18 protein-coding genes and 2 pseudogenes are annotated in these 17,511 nt (G+C 68.2%); 1 reads left to right on the forward strand and 19 read right to left on the reverse strand.

Annotated elements, in window-relative coordinates; genetic code table 11:
- Positions 1-385 precede the first annotated feature (385 nt).
- From AB0H88_RS48515 to AB0H88_RS48535, 5 genes are all read right to left on the reverse strand, one after another.
- Positions 386-1,948 carry a cellulase family glycosylhydrolase gene (locus AB0H88_RS48515; RefSeq protein WP_357656461.1) on the reverse strand — a complete coding sequence of 521 codons (1,563 nt, stop codon included), beginning with the start codon at positions 1,946-1,948 and terminating at the stop codon, positions 386-388.
- Between the two features lie 181 nt (positions 1,949-2,129).
- On the reverse strand, positions 2,130-2,294 hold the full coding sequence (locus AB0H88_RS48520; RefSeq protein ID WP_357656463.1) for a hypothetical protein: 165 nt from the start codon (positions 2,292-2,294) through the stop codon (positions 2,130-2,132).
- Between the two features lie 176 nt (positions 2,295-2,470).
- Positions 2,471-4,084: a DNA-processing protein DprA gene (gene dprA / locus AB0H88_RS48525; protein WP_357656465.1), complete on the reverse strand. Its 1,614-nt coding sequence runs from the start codon at positions 4,082-4,084 to the stop codon at positions 2,471-2,473.
- 76 nt (positions 4,085-4,160) lie between these two features.
- Positions 4,161-5,696 (reverse strand): YifB family Mg chelatase-like AAA ATPase, encoded by a 1,536-nt coding sequence (locus tag AB0H88_RS48530; protein WP_357656466.1) that lies wholly within the window; start codon positions 5,694-5,696, stop codon positions 4,161-4,163.
- A 1-nt stretch (position 5,697) separates the two neighbouring features.
- Positions 5,698-6,051 (reverse strand): YraN family protein, encoded by a 354-nt coding sequence (locus AB0H88_RS48535; RefSeq protein WP_357656467.1) that lies wholly within the window; start codon positions 6,049-6,051, stop codon positions 5,698-5,700.
- A gap of 577 nt (positions 6,052-6,628) precedes the next feature.
- Between AB0H88_RS48535 and AB0H88_RS48540 the strand changes: the two genes are divergently transcribed.
- A complete protein-coding gene (locus AB0H88_RS48540) occupies positions 6,629-7,282 on the forward strand; it encodes a maleylpyruvate isomerase N-terminal domain-containing protein (RefSeq protein ID WP_357656468.1) in 654 nt (217 codons plus the stop codon).
- A gap of 613 nt (positions 7,283-7,895) precedes the next feature.
- On the opposite strand, the gene AB0H88_RS48545 is transcribed toward AB0H88_RS48540, so the two are convergent.
- The 14 genes and pseudogenes from AB0H88_RS48545 to AB0H88_RS48610 all read right to left on the reverse strand — a co-directional run.
- The gene (locus tag AB0H88_RS48545) at positions 7,896-8,219 is read right to left on the reverse strand and encodes a DUF2469 domain-containing protein (RefSeq protein ID WP_026215037.1); all 324 of its coding nucleotides are present in this window, start codon (positions 8,217-8,219) and stop codon (positions 7,896-7,898) included.
- Between the two features lie 39 nt (positions 8,220-8,258).
- Complete coding sequence (locus tag AB0H88_RS48550) at positions 8,259-8,927, reverse strand: ribonuclease HII (protein ID WP_357656469.1); 669 nt, start codon at positions 8,925-8,927, stop codon at positions 8,259-8,261.
- Positions 8,928-8,980: 53 nt separating this feature from the next.
- A complete protein-coding gene (gene lepB / locus AB0H88_RS48555) occupies positions 8,981-9,568 on the reverse strand; it encodes a signal peptidase I (protein WP_357656471.1) in 588 nt (195 codons plus the stop codon).
- On the reverse strand, positions 9,568-10,428 hold the full coding sequence (lepB, locus tag AB0H88_RS48560) for a signal peptidase I (protein ID WP_357656473.1): 861 nt from the start codon (positions 10,426-10,428) through the stop codon (positions 9,568-9,570). The genes lepB (AB0H88_RS48555) and lepB (AB0H88_RS48560) overlap by 1 nt, the downstream gene beginning before the upstream one ends.
- Before the next feature lie 141 nt (positions 10,429-10,569).
- Positions 10,570-10,932, reverse strand: a complete 363-nt coding sequence (gene rplS, locus AB0H88_RS48565) for a 50S ribosomal protein L19 (protein ID WP_214641562.1) — start codon at positions 10,930-10,932, stop codon at positions 10,570-10,572.
- Between the two features lie 182 nt (positions 10,933-11,114).
- Positions 11,115-11,984: pseudogene (trmD, locus tag AB0H88_RS48570) on the reverse strand (tRNA (guanosine(37)-N1)-methyltransferase TrmD); the annotation flags it as partial.
- Entirely contained in the window at positions 11,984-12,484 is a 501-nt protein-coding gene (gene rimM / locus AB0H88_RS48575; RefSeq protein WP_357656474.1) for a ribosome maturation factor RimM, read from the reverse strand. The pseudogene trmD and the gene rimM, both read right to left, overlap by 1 nt.
- Before the next feature lie 114 nt (positions 12,485-12,598).
- Positions 12,599-12,844 (reverse strand): RNA-binding protein, encoded by a 246-nt coding sequence (locus AB0H88_RS48580; protein ID WP_020546537.1) that lies wholly within the window; start codon positions 12,842-12,844, stop codon positions 12,599-12,601.
- A gap of 1 nt (position 12,845) precedes the next feature.
- On the reverse strand, positions 12,846-13,316 hold the full coding sequence (gene rpsP, locus AB0H88_RS48585; protein ID WP_357656475.1) for a 30S ribosomal protein S16: 471 nt from the start codon (positions 13,314-13,316) through the stop codon (positions 12,846-12,848).
- Positions 13,317-13,536: 220 nt separating this feature from the next.
- Positions 13,537-15,087, reverse strand: coding sequence for a signal recognition particle protein (ffh, locus tag AB0H88_RS48590; RefSeq protein WP_357656477.1), 1,551 nt, complete (start codon positions 15,085-15,087; stop codon positions 13,537-13,539).
- Between the two features lie 149 nt (positions 15,088-15,236).
- On the reverse strand, positions 15,237-15,827 hold the full coding sequence (locus AB0H88_RS48595; protein ID WP_214641567.1) for an ATP/GTP-binding protein: 591 nt from the start codon (positions 15,825-15,827) through the stop codon (positions 15,237-15,239).
- A complete protein-coding gene (locus AB0H88_RS48600) occupies positions 15,808-16,155 on the reverse strand; it encodes a DUF742 domain-containing protein (RefSeq protein WP_214641717.1) in 348 nt (115 codons plus the stop codon). The genes AB0H88_RS48595 and AB0H88_RS48600 overlap by 20 nt, the downstream gene beginning before the upstream one ends.
- A 65-nt stretch (positions 16,156-16,220) precedes the next feature.
- Positions 16,221-16,643: a roadblock/LC7 domain-containing protein gene (locus AB0H88_RS48605; RefSeq protein WP_357656479.1), complete on the reverse strand. Its 423-nt coding sequence runs from the start codon at positions 16,641-16,643 to the stop codon at positions 16,221-16,223.
- A pseudogene (locus AB0H88_RS48610) lies at positions 16,640-17,511 on the reverse strand (hypothetical protein); the annotation flags it as partial. The gene AB0H88_RS48605 and the pseudogene AB0H88_RS48610, both read right to left, overlap by 4 nt.

The raw sequence follows: 17,511 nt of genomic DNA on the forward strand, positions 1-17,511 counted from the left end.
GGCGGATCAGCGATCTGGCCCCGAGATCGCCCACTCGCAACGGCGCGCCAGAAGCGGCCCAGGTCACCGACCGCCGCTCGGCCGTGGTTCGCGGGGCAGGCGCTCGGCCGTGGTTCGCGGGGCAGGCGCTCGGCCGTGGTTCGCGGGGCAGGCGCTCGGCCGTGGTTCGCGGGGCAGGCGCTCGGCCGTGGTTCGCGGGGCAGGCGCTCGTTCGGGGGCCGCGGGCGGGAGCGCGTCCGCCCGCGACGGCGGAGGGCCAAGAGCTCGCGATGGTCGTAAGGCCGGCAGCCCTTGACGGTGGGAAGAGACGAGAGCCCGTGACAGTGGGAAGGAACGGGAGCCCGTGACAGTGGGAAGGAACGGGAGCCCGTCACAGTGAGAGAGGTCAGGAGCAGGTGGCGTTGGTGGGCTGGGCGGCCGGGCCATTGGCGGTGAAGCCGACGGCGACCGACGCGCCGGGGGCGAGGTTCTTGGCGTAGTCGGGGCCCTTGGCGGTCCACGTGGTGCCCGACTGGGTCACGACCGCGTTCCAGCCGTTGACCAGCGTCACCCCCGACGGGAGCGTCCAGGTGGCGGTCCAGTCGCTGATCGTGCCGGTGCCGGTGTTCTTCACCGTCAGCTCGCCCTGGAAGCCGCCCTGCCAAGAGTTCGTCTGCTTGTACGTCACCGTGCACTGCCCGGGAGGGTTGGGCGTGGGCGTATCGGAGGGCTGCCCGGTGCCGCCGGTCGGCGGGATCAGGTACGGCTGGAGGATGGCCTGCTTGGCCTGGTTGACGGTGGTCCAGTCGTCGTTGAGGATGCCCCCGGTGTCACCGGAGTTCGGGTTCCACGACCAGTAGGTGAACGACATCCCGTTCACCCCGGTACCCGTGTACTTCAGGAGCTCCTGCAGCCAGATCTTGTCCACGTTCGCGGCCAGGGTGGTGCCGAACTCGCCGATCATGATCGGCGCGATGTTCTGCTTGTACAGGTAGCCCCAGTACTTGTCCCAGATGGCCGGCAGGTTGGCGGGGTAGTCGGGTGCGTCGAACCAGGTCTGGTGGTAGACCGAGGTCGCATAGTCGTGGGGCGAGTAGACCAGGCGGTTGGCCACGTTGAGCCGTACCGGATACTGGCCCGCCTTCGACAGGTTCCCGCCCCACCAGCCGCAGTCCTCGTCGTTGCTGGGATCGCCGTCCCACACGTTGGACAGGCCGCCGCTCGGGCAGCTCACGCCCTCCACGAAGATCAGCCAGTTGGGGTTGACCGACAGGACCGCGTTGCCGGCCCGCTCGGCGGCCAGCCGCCAGTCGCGGGCCTGGTCGCCGCAGCCCCAGCAGGAACCGGTCGCGTTGGGGTTGGTGCCCTCGGCGTGCGGCTCGTTGTGCAGGTCGGCGCCGATGACGGTGGGGTTGTTCGCGTAGTGCTGGGCCAGCGCCTTCCAGTCGTTGATCCAGGTGCTCTCCGGCGTGGCGGAGACGTACCAGAGCGCGGACTGGCCCGCGGCGGTCGGGCGGTGGCGGTCGAGGATGATCCGCATGCCCTTGCCGCCCGCGTACGCGATGATCTTGTCCAGGATCTGCAGCGGCGACAGACCGATCAGGTCGGGGTTGACGTAGTCGTTGATGCCGGTGGCCGTGGCGCCGGGCTTGAGCGCATCGTTGGAGTACGGCACGCGGATCGTGTTGTAGCCCAGCGAGGCCATCTTGTCGATGTGGCCCTTCCAGGGAGTGCTCGACCACAGGCCGTGGAAGGTCCGATTGTCGGTCTCCATGCCGAACCAGTTAAGGCCGGTCAGGCGCACGGTCGCGCCCGTGCTGTCAATGATCTTGTTGCCGCTGGTGTGCAGGTAGCCGGTGCCCGTGCCGGCGGCCGCGCCTGCCGGGGCGGCGGTGGTCACCGCGACAGCGACTGCCGCTCCGGCCACCAGCGTGGCCAGGGCTGCCGTTAGCGCCTTGGACAAGTGCATGGGGGTGCCTTTCGAAGAGGGAGAACGCGGCGTCATGCTCGGCTGCCGTCTTCACGCTCGTCAACGCACCGTGGGTTCTATGGCTGTGACCAGGAAGAATGCTTGAAAGTTTCACTGGGCAGACTAGCGCTCGGGAGCGGGCAACCACCGGCGTGTGCCCACGGCCGCCCCCTCCTGCTGATCAGGCCGCCAGAAGCTTAACGATCGCGACGACGCCGATGCAGACGATTCTTGCCCGACCAGACCTGGTCGTCCTCCCCGCCGCCAGCAGCACCGGCCTTTTGATCTGCTCCACCGAAATGGCCGCCGCCGCAAGAGAATCGGATAGGAGGCTGCGTTCGTACATCGGGCGAAGCTGCGCGAGCCGTCGTGAGTTGCGTGGTCATACGGGACATACATAAGACAACGGGCGGCCGCCCAGGGGCCAGATCGGTAGGCGTTTAGCCCGTTCACCCGTTCGCAATATCGCTTACGGTCATGGGCGGCTCGTTGGCACCTGGGTGTGGACTGCCCGCGGGAAGTTCACGGATCGTCGGGTGAAGGTGGGAGATCGTCGTCATCGGTTAGGTCAGAGGGGTACTGCCTAGGGGGTGCTGTTTCGTCGGCTTTCACGTACGTCCTTGATGGCGTTTTGCGGGTGCGCCAGCCCTTGGCCACTCGTTCTATGTAACCTGCGGCGGCCAGGCCGCCCAGTGCGCTCAGGGCCGTGTCGAGAGAGACTCCGGCCGCTACGGCGATGGATGCGGGGCCTGCGGCGCCGCGTGTGGGGATGGCGTCGAGGACCCGGCTCGTTGTCTCGCTCAGCGTGTCTCGTGGGACGACCGGGCCACGGGTCTGAGGAGCTAGGTCATCGCCTATCGCACCGACCAGTTCGATCACTTCCTCAGGTGAGGTTACGCAGACGGCCTTGCGTTCGCGAAGTAGGCGGTGGCAGCCGGCCGACATGGCGGAGGTGATCGGGCCTGGCACGGCCGCCAGGTGGCGTTGCAGTGACAAAGCGTGACCGGCTGTGTTGAGTGCGCCGCTGCGGAGTGCCGCCTCCACTACGACGGTGCCTCGCGACAGGGCGGCGATCAAACGGTTTCTGATGAGGAAGCGCGCACGGGTGGGATGTACGCCGGGAGGGCACTCGCTGATCACAACGCCCTGGTCGCGGGCGGCTGCGAACAGTTCGTGATGTCCGGTCGGGTAACTGACGTCGACGCCGCAGGCCAGGACGACGACCGTCGGAGAGTCGGCGGCCAGGCTGCCGCGATGGGCCGCGCCGTCGATCCCGAACGCACCGCCCGAGACCACTGTCCAGCCGGAGTCACTGAATCCCACGGCGAACTGAGCCGCGACGTGCACACCGTACGCCGTCGCAGCCCGTGCGCCGACGACGGCGATCGATCGCAGGCAGGAGAAGCGCAGGTCGGCCGAGCCGTGGAGCCACAGGCCGAGGGGGCGGCGCGGTCCGAGTTGGTCCAGCTGAGTAGGCCATTCCGGACTGCCGGGGATGATGAATCTGGCGCCGCTTCGTTCGCCGCTGGCGAGGTCGGCTGCGGGGTCGGCGGACTCCAGGCGGGCGCGCCAGGCGCGTAGTCGCTGGGTGAGCTCCGCGATGCGGCGCTCTGTGAGGGCCGTGCCGAATTGCCGGCCGGGGCCTGTGACGTGCTGCTCGGTGGAGTCGGTGATTTGTTCCGGGGTCAGGGTCGTTTCGCATTGCTCCCGGGGGTTTGTGGTCTGCCTCTGGGCGGGATTGTCTCCGTGTTGCCGGCTTGGGTCATTGCGCTGACGTTGAGTGAGGTCTGCTGCGGTGTGCTGCCACGTTGGGTCCGGAATGTGTTGCCGGGTGGGGTCCGCAAAATGGTGCTGAGCGGGGTCCGGGATGTGTCGCCGGATGGGGGCCGCCGATTGGTGATGGTGGGCGTCCGGGATGTGTTGCCGGATGGGGGCCGCGAGTTGGAGTTGGGTGGGGTCCGGGCTGCGGTGCTCTTGGGTTTCCTGGGTGATGAAATCGGGCGGGAGGGTCTCCGTGCGTACAGCATCGATCGCTGCCTCGGCGCCGCAGCAGGCGACGAGGCGACCCATCGTCGGGTCTCCAGCGTCGGCTGCGCGCATGAGGGCGGCTCTGGCCTCCACTTCTGCTCTCGTCATCGACGCTCCTGAGGGGTGGGAATGTGGGCTACGGGCACGCGGGGCCTCGGTGTTTGCTGCGCACCGGGTCGAAAGGTCATGTGTTCACGCCCAGCCACAGGGCGAGGGCTGTCGATGTTTCCGCGTCTTCAGGGCGGGGTTTGCCTGCCAAGTCCGTGAGGGTCCACGCGACTCGTAGGACGCGATCGAGACCACGGGCGCTGAGGGTGCCCGAGTCGAGGGCGGTCGTCATGCACTTCATGGCGGCGTCTGACGGGCGGTAGTCGGCGTGGAGGGCGGCGGACGGGATTTCGGCGTTCGTGCGCCAGGCGGTGCCGGCCAAGCGTTTGGCGGCTCGTTGGCGGGCTGCCAGCACGCGCTCGGCCACGGTCTTGCTCGGTTCGACGAACTGGCGGTCGGCCATGAGCTCGCGTCTGGACGTACGGGCGACTGTGACCTTCATGTCTACGCGGTCGAGAAGCGGGCCGGACAGCCTGGCCAGGTAGCGGCGTCGCATCGTGGGTGAGCACTGGCAGCTTTCCCCCTGGCCCTGGGGCTGGGCGCAGGGGCAGGGATTGGCGGCGAGGACGAGCATGAAGCGGGCCGGGAACGTGACGGAGCCCGCTGATCTGCACACCGTCACACGACCGGCCTCCAGGGGCTGGCGGAGGGAGTCGAGGATATGGCGAGGAAATTCGGGGGCTTCATCCATGAACAAGACTCCCCGGTGGGCGAGGGAGACCGCGCCGGGGCGTATGACGGTGCTGCCGCCGCCGATGATGGCCGCCGCGGTCGCGGTGTGGTGAGGGCTGACGAACGGCGGTCTGCTCAGCATCGGGCTGCTGGCCGGCAGTACGCCTGCCACCGAGTGGATGGCCGTCACCTCGAGCGCGTGGTCCAGCTCCAGGTCGGGGAGGAGCGTGGGCAGGCGTTCGGCGAGCAAGGTCTTGCCTGTTCCGGGCGGCCCCAGCATCCAGAGGTTGTGGCCTCCTGCCGCGCATATCTCAAGTGCTCGGCGGGCTACCGGCTGGCCGGCCACGTCGGACAGGTCGACGGCGGGCCGGATGGTCGGCTGCGGCGGCTCTGGAACGTCTTGGATGTGCCACTCTGGCGGATCGTCTCCCCTTCGTAGCCACTCCACCAACTGGCGCAGGTCGGTGAACGGCGCCACCTTGACGTCGGGCACCAGCGTCGCTTCCGCCGAGTTGGCGGCGGGGACGACCACCGTGACGTCTCCGTGCTCGGCCGCGCCCAGCACCGACGGGAGAACGCCACGCACAGGTCTCAGGCGTCCGTCGAGGCCGAGTTCGCCGAGGAAGAACGGCTCCGCGACCCGGTCGGCGGGGACCACCCCGGCGGCGCCCAGTATCGCCACGGCTATAGCGAGATCGAACTGGCTGCCACGCTTGGGGAGGCTTGCGGGGAAGAGGCTTACTGTGATGCGGGCGTCTGGCCAGGGGAAATGGCTGTTGACCATCGCCGATCTGACCCGCTCTCTGGCCTCGCTGAGTGCCATGTCCGGCAGGCCGATGAGGTGGATCCCCGCCAAGCCGTTGCCCACGTCGGCTTCCACTTCCACGCTGCGGCCTTTGACACCGACCAGGGCCACGCTGCGGGTCCTCGCGACTGCCATCTCAGATCGCCCCCCGTACGTGCTGGAGGGAGTAGTCGCCGGCGAAACGCTCCAGGGCGATCACGTCGATTCGGACCGTGTCGAAGGCGCGGGGCTGGGTCGTGAGCCATTTGGCGGCCAGCATGCGGAGCTTGGCCAGTTTGGCCGGTCGTACCGACTCCAGGGCTGTGCCGTGTGATCGGCTGGATCTGGTCTTGACCTCTACCACGACCAGGTTGGGGCCGTCCTCGGCGATGACGTCGATCTCGCCGTGGCGGCAGCGCCAGTTGCATTCGATGATGGTCATTCCCTCGGCTTCCAGGTAGTTGACGGCGAGTTGCTCGCCGTGTTTGCCGAGGTCGTTCCTCGTGGCCATGTGGCACCTCCGGGCCCTGACTTTCGCCTATCGGGGGTGGGCGGTTCGGGCCGAGCGAGGTTCTGTGGACAGAGTGGGGTGTGGGGCCGGGGGGTTGTGGATAACTCGGGGATGGGCTCGGGGATCCGACATCGCGTTCCGGGTGAGTTGCGCTGCCGCTGCGGGTGATTTGCGCTGCCACTGCGAGGGCCTCGCCGGGTGATCCACCCGCCCTCAGTGAGCCGACCTGGGCCGACCCACCCGCCCTGAGCGAATCGGCACGGGCAGCTCATCCGCCCTGAGTGACCTGTGGCAGTTGCGGCTGGCCCGTGGCGGGGACAGGTGCGGGTGCAGGTGACGCGGTGGTGCGAGAGCGGGTGGCAGGTGCGGGTGGCCCGTGGCGGGGGACAGGTGCGGGTGCAGGTGACGCGGTGGTGCGAGAGCGGGTGGCAGGTGCGGGTGGCGAGTGCCGAGTGGCGGGTGAGCTGGGCTGGTTGGCGCGAGAGGTCGCCGAGATGCGCGACCAACCGTCCGGATACGTCAACCGGGCGTTCGAATACGCTTGTCCGCCGTTCCGGATCGGCATTACCGTGCCGCAGTGGATCTCTTCTCACGCTCTTGGACGGCGTTGCGCACGGCGGTCGCCGAAATCTCGGATGAGGACTTCGGGCGGCCGTCCGGTTGTGTCGGCTGGCTCGTTCGAGACCTGGCGTGCCACCTGGTCATCGACGCTCAGGACGTACTGATCACGCTGGTCACGCCCGCCGAAACCGAACCGACTGTGGACGCCGTCACCTACTGGAACCTCGTCGAACCTCCGACCGGCGAGGACCCGCTCGATGCCCTGATCCCCCGGTTGGCCGCCGCGTACGGCGAGCCTCGGTGGCTCAAGTTCCACCTCGACGACGTCGGTTCCGCCGCTGGCCGTGCCGCCGAACTCGCCGATCCCGCCGTCCGCGTCAGCACCCGCGACGAGGTGCTGACCGTCGGCGACTATCTGTCGGCGTACGTGCTCGAATGGAGCTTGCACCACCTCGACCTGATCGCGCATCTGCCTTCGGCTGCCGAGCCGCCTGCCGAGACCCTCATGGCGGCACGTGTGTCGCTGGAGAAGATCGCCGGGTCCCCGTTTCCCACCTCGTTCTCCGACAAGGACGCGCTGCTGATCGGCACCGGACGTCGTACGCCGACCGACGCGGAGCAGGCCGCGCTGGGCGATTTCGCCGCGAAGCTCCCGCTTATCCTCGGCTGAGCGGTTCACTGTGGGCTACAGCCCATTGAGGTCTACTGGCTATGAGGGTCTACAGCAGGGTCTACAGCCCATGAAGGTCTACGGGCCATCGGGCTACGGGTCATGGAGAGGGCTACGGGGATGGCCTGGTAGGCGGCTGTGCTTGGCCTATGAAGGGCAGGCGTCGCAGCGGGTGGCCGCACGGCGGATCCCGCGAGCGGCAATACGGGAAGGGACTCGGGCGGGTGCCAAATGGTTTGAGGGTGGCTGCGGCGCCCAGCAGCTGACTGCGGGTAGGCCCCAACAGCGCAACTGTGAATCGGCCCGGCCAATGAGCCATGACAGCCAGGCGGTTGGGTCACGGGCGAGCGCGTCAGAAACTGGGGATCGACCTCGGCGTGAGTAAGTGGCCCAGCGGGCGGGTGGCCGAGCAGGCGGGTGACCATGCTGGCCCATGGATGGCCCTTCAGGGCGGGTCTGGAGGGCTTTCAGGGCTGGCAAGGCCGGAGAGCTGGCAGGGCCGCGGCCACGAGCGTCGTCCCCAGCAGGCGCCGCCCTCCGGCCGGACAGGCACCCATAGCAACCCCGCCCCTAACAAGGCGGGCCACCCGTACGAACACCCGCCAAAACGCGCCTACCCCGAGAACCCCTCCTTCGGCATCTCCAGGTCCGCCTTGGCCAGCTCTTCGACGTTGACGTCCTTGAACGTGACCACCCGCACATTCTTGACAAACCGCGCCGGCCGGTACATATCCCAAACCCAAGCATCCTGCATCTTCACATCGAAGAACACGTCCCCGTTCTCCGCGGTCCGGACGTCGAGGTCTACCGAGTTGGTCAGGTAGAAGCGCCGCTCCGTCTCCACGACATACGTAAACAGCCCGACGACATCGCGGTATTCGCGGTAAAGCTGCAGCTCCATCTCGGTTTCGTACTTCTCGAGATCCTCTGCGCTCATCGCGGTCCTCCTGTCGTACCGGTCTTCCGGTTCGCCTGGTCAGGCAACCCCGGCCCCCATTTCATTTTCCCCCATCTCCCTGGCCACCGTGACGAAGGAGTAACGGTGGTGGGAGCACGGCCCGTTCGTCTCCAGCGCCAGCCGATGCCCTGGAGTGACGTACCCCTTGTGCTCGGCGAAGCCGTAGCCCGGGAACTCGGCGTCCAGTTCGATCATCATGCGGTCCCTGGTCACCTTGGCCACGATCGAGGCCGCCGCCACGCATGCGGCCACTTGGTCCCCCTTCCACACCGCCAGCGAAGGCGCCGGCAGGCCCGGGACGGGGAAGCCGTCCGTGAGGATGTACCCCGGGTCAAAGGTCAACCGCGCGACGGCCCGGCGCATTCCGGCCACGTTGCTCTTGTGCAGCCCCCGCGCGTCGATCTCGGCCGGGGGTATGACGACGATCCCGACGTGCGCCGAGTCCATGATCAGGTCATAGAGCCGTTCTCGTACGGCCGGGACCAGCAGTTTCGAGTCGTTGAGACCCTCAATAGGCCTGCGCAGGATGGCCGCGGCGACCACCAGCGGACCGGCGCAGGCCCCCCGGCCCGCTTCGTCGACCCCGGCGATCGGGGTCAGGCCGCGGCGGGCCAGTGCCCGCTCATAGGCATAGAGTCCGGAATCACGCCGGACAACGCTGGGCCGAGGGCGGAACGCAACTGTCATGACAAGAGGCAGCGTACGCCCCAATCGCCGCAAACCGCGACCGGGAGCCGCCTCTATTTGACCTTGGCAAAAGTGTCAGGGTGCATGAAGATGCTGCCTCGCGACAGCGGCCAGTAGCGCATGACCGCCTTGCCGACCACCGCGTCCTCCGAGATGAACCCGCCCCCGGGCTCCTCGACGTGGCTGCGCGAGTCGGCGGAGGCGCTGCGGTGGTCGCCCATCAGCCACAACTTGCCTGGCGGCACGGTGTACTTGAACGAATCGCCCGACGGGAAGTCGCCCGGATAGAGGTAGGACGCCTCGTCCAGCGGTGTGCCGTTGACCGTCACCCGCTTCTTGGCGTCGCAGCAGGCCACCTTGTCGCCGCCGATGCCGATGACCCGCTTGATGGTGTCCTCGCCGTTCCAGCCCTTGAACACGATGATGTCGCCGCGTTCGGGCTTGCCCGAGAGCTTGTTGACGAACACCCGGTCGTTGATCAACAGGGTGTTCTCCATCGACTCCGACGGGATGTAGAACGATCCGATGACGTACGCCTGCAACAGCAGGGCGATGCCGACGCCGAGGATCAGCAGCAGGATCGTCTCGCGAAAGCCGCCCTTCTTCTTCTCCCCCGCCGCCGCCTTCTTGGTGAAGGACATCAGGGCCTCCTGCTTCGCCGGCGCCGACGGATCAGCATCAGGGGCAGGGCACCCGCGAACCCGGCGACCAGCGGGACGGAGCCGCCCAGCGCCTGCAACGCCGGCTGCGCGAACGTGTCGGGGATGGACAGCGTGGTCGCCCTGTTGAACGGCCATACGATGACGAAGGCCCGCCCGACCACCTGGCCCACGGGAATCGAGCCGCCGCCCGGGTCACCCTGGTGCGAGCGCGAGTCGAGCGACACCGAGCGGTGGTCGCCCATCACCCACAGCCGCCCCTCAGGCACCTTGATGTCGAAGAACTTGTCGGAGGGCACATTGCCCGGATAGAGATAGCTGCCCTCGTCGATCGCCACGCCGTTGACCGTGATACGTCCCTTGGGGTCGCAGCACTTGACGTGGTCGCCGCCGACGCCGATGACCCGCTTGATGTAGTCCTTCTCGCCGGGCACCACGCCGAACGCGGTGCCGACCCAGCGGAAGAACGCCGTGACCGGGTTGGACGGCTCCTCCATCTCGAACTCGCCGTCCCAGGAGTCGACGCCCGAGAACACCACCACATCGCCGCGCTCGATGTCACGCGTGTGGTAGACCATCTTGTTCACCAGGACCCGGTCGTTCTTCAGGAGAGTGTTCTCCATCGACTCCGACGGGATGTAGAAGGCCTGGATCACGAACGTCTTGATGATCAGGGCCAACACCAGCGCGACGACGACCAGGACGGGGAGTTCTTTCCAGAACGACCCCTTTTTGTCCTTCTTGCCGCCCTTTGCTGGCTTCTCAGTTTCTTCGGCGACCACGTCCACCTCGTCCTTGACAGGGCGGCGCGCCGCGCCGTGCTCCTGGCTCTCGCTAGTCATCGCTGACGAGCCTAGATGATGCGTCGGCTCGACAAGTCTCGACCGACGTTACACCCGCGCCCGAGTCGCTCCACATAAAGGAAATGCCCCTGCAAAGCCGAATGGCCCGCGCAGGACGCGGGCCATTCGGAAAGGTCTGTGTCACTTGGCGGGCACGGCCTCGCGCTTCTCGCGGATCCGGGCGGCCTTGCCGCGCAGATCGCGCATGTAGTAAAGCTTGGCGCGACGCACGTCACCGCGGGTCACGAGCACGATCTTCTCGATGATCGGGCTGTGCACGGGGAAGGTCCGCTCGACGCCGACGCTGTAGCTGACCTTACGGACCGTGAAGGTCTCGCGGGCGCCGCTGCCCTGCCTGCGCAGCACGAAGCCCTTGAAGACCTGGACGCGGGAGCGGTTTCCTTCGACGACGCGGACGTGAACCTCGAGCGTGTCACCGGGGCGGAAGTCCGGCACGTCGCCGCGCAGGGTCGCCTTCTCGAGCTCCTGGATCTTCGTGTGCATGAGAGCTGTCCTCAAGTCCTCGCGAGCACGCGGAGGTCCACCCGGCCTGAGCTCGCGGCGGACGCGCCTGCTGATTCGATGAACCCGGGACTGTCCCCCGGGCATGGCAGACCAACCACATGATGGTCGGTAGCGATTCAGTTTGCCATATCTTCCGGCTGGACGCGAAACGAGAGCTCCTCCAGCAGCCGCCGGTCATGCTTGTCGAGCGTCTCGGGGTCGAGCGCCGCCGCCAGCTCGGGCCGATTGGCTACGGTACGGCGCAGCGCCTCGTCACGCCGCCACCGCGCGACTTTCCCGTGATGCCCGGACAGGAGTACGGGCGGCACCTCGCGCCCCCGCCAGACCGGCGGCTTGGTGAAGACGGGGCCTTCGACGAGGTTACGCATGGCCCCCGGCGCGAAGGAGTCGTCGACGGCCGAGTGGGCGTTGCCGAGCACGCCGGGCAGCAGCCTGCCGATGGCCTCCACCATCACCAGCGTCGCGACCTCGCCCCCGGCCAGCACGTAGTCACCGATGCTGATCTCGTCGACGCGCAGGCGCGTGCCGTATTCGGCCATGACGCGCGAGTCGATGCCCTCGTAGCGCCCGCACGCGAACAGCAGCCAGGGCTCGGCCGCGAGCTCCTGGGCGAGTTCCTGGGTGAACGGCCGTCCGCTCGGCGTGGGAACGATCAGGCGTGGCAACCCGCCCCCAACGACCGCAGCCGGCGGGGCGCCCTCAGCGACCGCAGTCGGCGAGCCACCCACGGTGACCGCGGACGGCGAGCCACCCACGGTGTCCACAGTCGGTGAACCGCCCTCAGCGGCCGCAGCCGGCGAGCCGCCGACGATCACCGCGTCGATGGCCTCACCCCACACCTCGGGCTTCATGACCATGCCTGGTCCGCCGCCATAGGGCGTGTCGTCCACGGTCTTGTGCACGTCATGCGCCCAGTCGCGGAGCTGGTGCACCCGAACGTCGAGGGTGCCGCGCTCGCGGGCCTTGCCGATGAGGGAGACGTCGAGCGGGGCGAAGTATTCGGGGAAGATCGAGACGATGTCGAGCCGCATCAGAGCAGCCCTTCGGGCGGGTCGACGACGAGCCGGCCGCCTTCCAGATCGACCTCGGGCACCAGGGCCCTGACGAACGGGATGAGCGCGTCGTCCTGGCCGCTCCGCCGTACGACCAGGAGGTCCTGACCGTGATGGAGCACGTCGGTGACCTCGCCGACGGCCTCGTCCGAGACGGTCACGACGGTGAGCCCGATGAGCTGGTGATCGTGGAACTCGTCGGGGTCGTCGGAGGGCGTCACCTCGTCGGAGTCGATGACCAGCATCGTGCCGCGGAGTTCTTCGGCCGTGTCGCGGTGGGTCACCCCGGCGAAGGCGATCAGCAGCGCGCCCTTGTGCCAGCGGCGGCTCTCGATGACCAGCGGCCCCCTGTCGGCGGGATCGGTGGCGATGGCCGCGCCGACGGGGAAGCGGAGCTCGGGATCGTCGGTGCGCACCTCCACGGTCACGTCGCCGCGTACTCCGTGCGGGCGGCCTATCCGGCCGACGACCAACTGCACCTGAACTCCACCTTCTCTAACGCGAACGCTTCCAACGCAACCGCTTCTAACGCAAACGCTTCTAACGCAAGCGCCCCCATCGGCAAGAACCGATGAGGGCGCAAGAACCTGACGCTAACGGACGGCTTCGTCCAGGTCGAGCAGATCGACCCGGACGTACTTCCCGTCGGCCAGGGCATTCACGACAGTGCGCAGCGCCTTGGCGGTGCGCCCACCGCGACCGATGACCTTGCCCAGGTCCTCGGGGTGCACCCGGACCTCCAGGACGCGCCCGCTGCGAATGCGGCGTGCGCGGACCCGGACATCGTCGGGATGTTCGACGATGCCCTTAACGAGGTGCTCGAGAGCCTCCTCGAGCACTTCAGGCCTCGCCCTCGGTCTTGGTCTCGGCGGGAGCGGCGGCAGCGGCCTCGACGGGGGCGGCCTCGGCCGTCTCGTCCTTCTTGCGGGCCTTCTTCGGCGTGGTGGCGGACGTGCCGGTGTCGCCACCGGACAGCGTCTCCTTGGCCGCGGCCTCGTAGAGGGCGTGGCGGTCGGGCGCCGGTTCGGCGACCTTCATCGGCGCAGGGGCGGCCTCGCCCTTGAACTTCTGCCAGTCACCGGTCAGCTTGAGCAGCTTGAGCACCGGCTCGGTCGGCTGCGCGCCGACACCGAGCCAGTAGGCCGCGCGCTCGGCGTTGACCTCGATGCGCGAAGGGTCTTCCTTCGGGTGGTACAGGCCGATCTCTTCGATCGCCCGGCCGTCACGCTTGGTGCGGCTGTCGGCGACGACGATGCGGTACTGAGGGCTACGGATCATGCCGAGCCGCTTGAGCTTGATCTTGACTGCCACTGGTGTGGTCTCTCCTGCATTCGAGCGTGGGTGAACGGCATCACATCGAGTGGGGCACGATGGGAGTCCGCTCCAGGGACAGGCATGACCGGCGGGAGATGAGAGGGCACCCACCTGGCCACGGTGTTCCAACATGTCATTGTGCCAGACGCACAGGACTGCGCACGACCCGCAGGCGCGGGTCGCCGCATTCGTAAACCCGGAATATCCGGAAAAGTTGCTACTTCTGGCCCGGGAGATTGAACTTGCTGGGGTCGAAGCCCGGCGGCAGCTCCATGCCCGGGGGCAGCTTCCCGCCCAGGTTGCCCAGCAAACCGCCCTTGGCCGGCTGCTCCGGCTCGGCGGCAGCCGAGTCGCCCTTGCCCAGAGCGGCCTTGCGCGGGTCGCCGCTCACGCGCCGCCCCTTCTTGGTCTTCTTCTGAGCCTTGGCAGCCTTGCCCCGGCCGCCCGGCATGCCGGGGATGCCCATGCCCCCCGCCATCTTCTTCATCATCTTCTGGGCGTCGAAGAACCGCGTCACCAGGTTGTTGACGGCGCTCACCGTCACACCGGAGCCGGCGGCGATGCGGGCGCGGCGGGAGCCGTTGATGATCTTCGGGTCCTGGCGCTCGCCCGGCGTCATCGAGCGGATGATGGCCGCGATGCGGTCGAGGTCGCGGTCGTCGATGGAGTTGAGCTGGTCGCGCATCTGCCCCATGCCGGGCATCATGCCGAGCAGGTTCTTGATGGGGCCCATCTTCTGGACCATCATCATCTGCTCGAGGAAATCCTCGAGCGTGAAGCTCTCGCCCGAGGTGAGCTTGCCCGCCATCTTGGCGGCCTGATCCTCGTCGAAAGTCTTCTGGGCCTGCTCGATCAGGGTGAGGATGTCGCCCATGTCGAGGATGCGGGAGGCCATCCGGTCGGGGTGGAAGGCGTCGAAGTCCTCGAGCTTCTCACCGGTCGACGCGAACATGATCGGCCGGCCGGTGATGTGCCTGACCGACAGCGCGGCACCGCCGCGGGCGTCGCCGTCGAGCTTGGTGAGCACCACCCCGTCGAAGCCGACGCCCTCCATGAACGCCTGGGCCGTGGTCACGGCGTCCTGGCCGATCATGGCGTCGACCACGAACAGGACCTCGTCGGGCGAGACCGCGTCGCGGATGTCGGCGGCCTGCCGCATCATCTCCTGGTCGATGCCCAGACGGCCGGCGGTGTCGATGATGACGATGTCGTGCTGCGCGCGCTTGGCCTCGTCGATGGACTCACGGGCGACCCTGATCGGGTCGCCGACGCCGCTGCCGGGCTCGGGCGCGTAGACGGCCACCTGCGCGCGCTCGCCCACGACCTGGAGCTGCTGCACGGCGTTGGGGCGCTGGAGGTCCGCGGCGACGAGCATGGGCGCGTGGCCCTGCTCGCGCAGCCACTGGGCGAGCTTGCCCGCCAGGGTGGTCTTACCGGCGCCCTGCAGGCCCGCGAGCATGATGACGGTCGGCGGGGTCTTGGCGTAGCGGAGCCGGCGCGTCTCGCCGCCGAGGATCTCGATCAGCTCGTCGTTGACGATCTTGACGACCTGCTGCGCCGGGTTGAGCGCCTGGGAGACCTCGATGCCGCGGGCGCGCTCCTTGACCTGGGCGACGAACGCCTTGACCACCGGCAGCGCGACATCGGCCTCAAGCAGCGCGATGCGGATCTCGCGGGTGGTGGCGTCGATGTCGGCCTCAGACAGCCGACCCTTGGAGCGGAGGGAGGAGAAGACCGATGTCAGCCGGTCTGAAAGCGTCTCGAACACGTGGTAGGCCAGTCCTCGAAGCGAATGTTGGTCTAATGGTTCAGCCTATCCGCTCCGGCAGCCCTTCCAGCCTGGCTCGGCCATCCGGTCTGTCAGCATGCCTCAGACGCCGACATCCCGGACGGTCGCCTGCCAGGTAGCAGGCGAGGTCAGCTACCGCTCCAGCCCGGCACCGCCATCCGGACCGTCAGCGCGTGTTCGACCAGGTTGATGAGCGCGCTCTTCACCGAGTCCTTCGACCGGGCGTCCAGCCGCACCAGCGGGATGTGCGGCGCCAGCGTGAGAGCGTCGCGCACCTCCGCGTCACTGTGCGGGTATGACCCATCCCACCCGTTCACGCCCACGACGAAAGGCAACTGCGCCTCTTCGAAGTAGTCGATCGCCGGGAAGCTGTCGGCCAGCCGCCGCGTGTCCACCAGCACCACCGCGCCGATCGCACCCCGTACCAGGTCGTCCCACATGAACCAGAACCGGTGCTGTCCGGGCGTACCGAACAGGTAGAGGATCAGGTCACGGTCGAGAGAGACCCGGCCGAAGTCCATCGCCACGGTCGTGGTGGACTTCAGCGGCGTCATACCGAGGTCGTCGATGCCCGCCGAAGCGTCCGTCATGACGGCCTCGGTCGTCAGCGGCATGATCTCCGACACCGCGCCGACGAACGTCGTCTTGCCCACCCCGAACCCTCCGGCCACCACGATCTTCGTCGAGGTGAGGCCGGGGCTAGAGCCTGCGAAGTCCACTGAGCACCCTTTCGAGCAGGTTTACGTCTGGCCGTCCGGACTCCAGCGCTGGCTGGTGTACGCGTACCAGACCTTCGGCCGCCATGTCGGCGATCAGCACGCGCACCACACCGAGCGGGATCCGCAACAGGGCCGACACCTCGGCCACCGACCGGACCTGCCGGCAGAGCTGGCTGATCGCCTGATACTCCGGCGTGATGTGGGAGAACTCCCGGTGCTCGGCCGTCGCGGACGAGACCAGGGCCTCCATCGCCAGCTTGACCCGGGGCGCGGTCCGTCCTCCCGTCACGGCGTAAGGACGGACCGGCGACGCGGGATCTGAGCTCAGCTGCGGCTGGGGTTGCGGATGGGGATCCCAGCCACCGCTGTTCCACCTTGGGTCCGTCACCTACATCACCTGGTCTGGCTGGCGCGCAGCTCGGCGCGCACCGCCGGAGTAAGTACCTGACCGGCACGATCAACCATAAGCGTCATTTGGTACGCGACCAGACCCATGTCGCAGTCGGGCGCCGCCAGCACGGCCAGGCAGGAGCCGTCGCTGATCGACATGATCAGCATCAGCCCGCGTTGCATCTCGACGATGGTCTGGTTGACCGCGCCGCCCTCGAAGACCCTGGCCGCTCCCTGCGTCAGGCTCACCAGGCCGGACGCGATCGCGGCCAGTTGATCAGCCCGATCCACGGGGAAGCCCGACGATGCCGCCAGCGGCAGACCGTCGGACGAGACAACGACCGCGTGGGCGACACCTGGAACGGTACTGACGAAGTCGGTTATCAACCAGTCGACTCCGCGTGCCGCGTTGCTCAGGTCGTTCATACGCCCTCCTCCCTGCTATCAACGGGCCTCGAGCCGGCGGGGTACGCCTTGCCCTCGCTGATGTCGTCACGTGCCGCGCGGAAGCCCTGCTGGAAGCTGGACAGGCGGCTGCGGACGCGGTCAGGCGAGACGGAGGGCATCGGGGCGACGCCCTTCGGCGCCGAGGCGGTGTCGGCGGAACCCGGCACGAGGTTGGCCTTGGGCACCCGCTTGGGCAGCCCGGCGGCCGTCGCGCCGTCACGTACCGGCTCGACCACGGCCGCCGCGGCGTTCCAACCGGCATCCGCCTTGGAGGAACCCCAGCTCGCGCTGCCTTCACTGCCGTGCTCGAACCAGGCCGACTCCACCGAGGCGAAGATCGGCAGGTACTCGTCACCCGACGAAGGCGGGTTGACCACCGGGATGGGGCCGGTCGCCGCCGACTCCGTCTCCGGGAAGTCGTACCTCGGCCTGGGCGGCAGGCTCTGCTCCACCGGCCGGTCGCCGAAGCTCCAGTTCTGTGGCGGCTGGAACGGCGGCTGGTCGTTGGTGGGCCGCTTGGGCAGGCCGTTGTCACCGGACCAGCCGCCCCCGCCGCCACCGCCCTGACCTCGCGACGGCACCCAGACGTCGGCGGTGTCGTAACCGCCGCTGCCGGCGCGCGGGTCGGAGGGCCAGCCGTTGACGTCGGACGGCCACTGAGGCATGGACGGCCAGGCGCCCGCGCCCGCACCGGCGGGCTCCGGGTTGGACGGGTAGGACGGGTGTCCCGGGCCCATCTGGTAGCCGCCGCCCTGCCACTGCGGAGGCGCGGGGGGCGCGGCCGTGGGAGCGGGAGCCGCGTAGGTCTCCTCGCGCACGGGCATGCCGCCCTGCGTCCCGGCGTAGG

The sequence above is a fragment of the Nonomuraea sp. NPDC050680 genome (assembly GCF_040654555.1).
In the GTDB taxonomy this organism is placed as follows: domain Bacteria; phylum Actinomycetota; class Actinomycetes; order Streptosporangiales; family Streptosporangiaceae; genus Nonomuraea.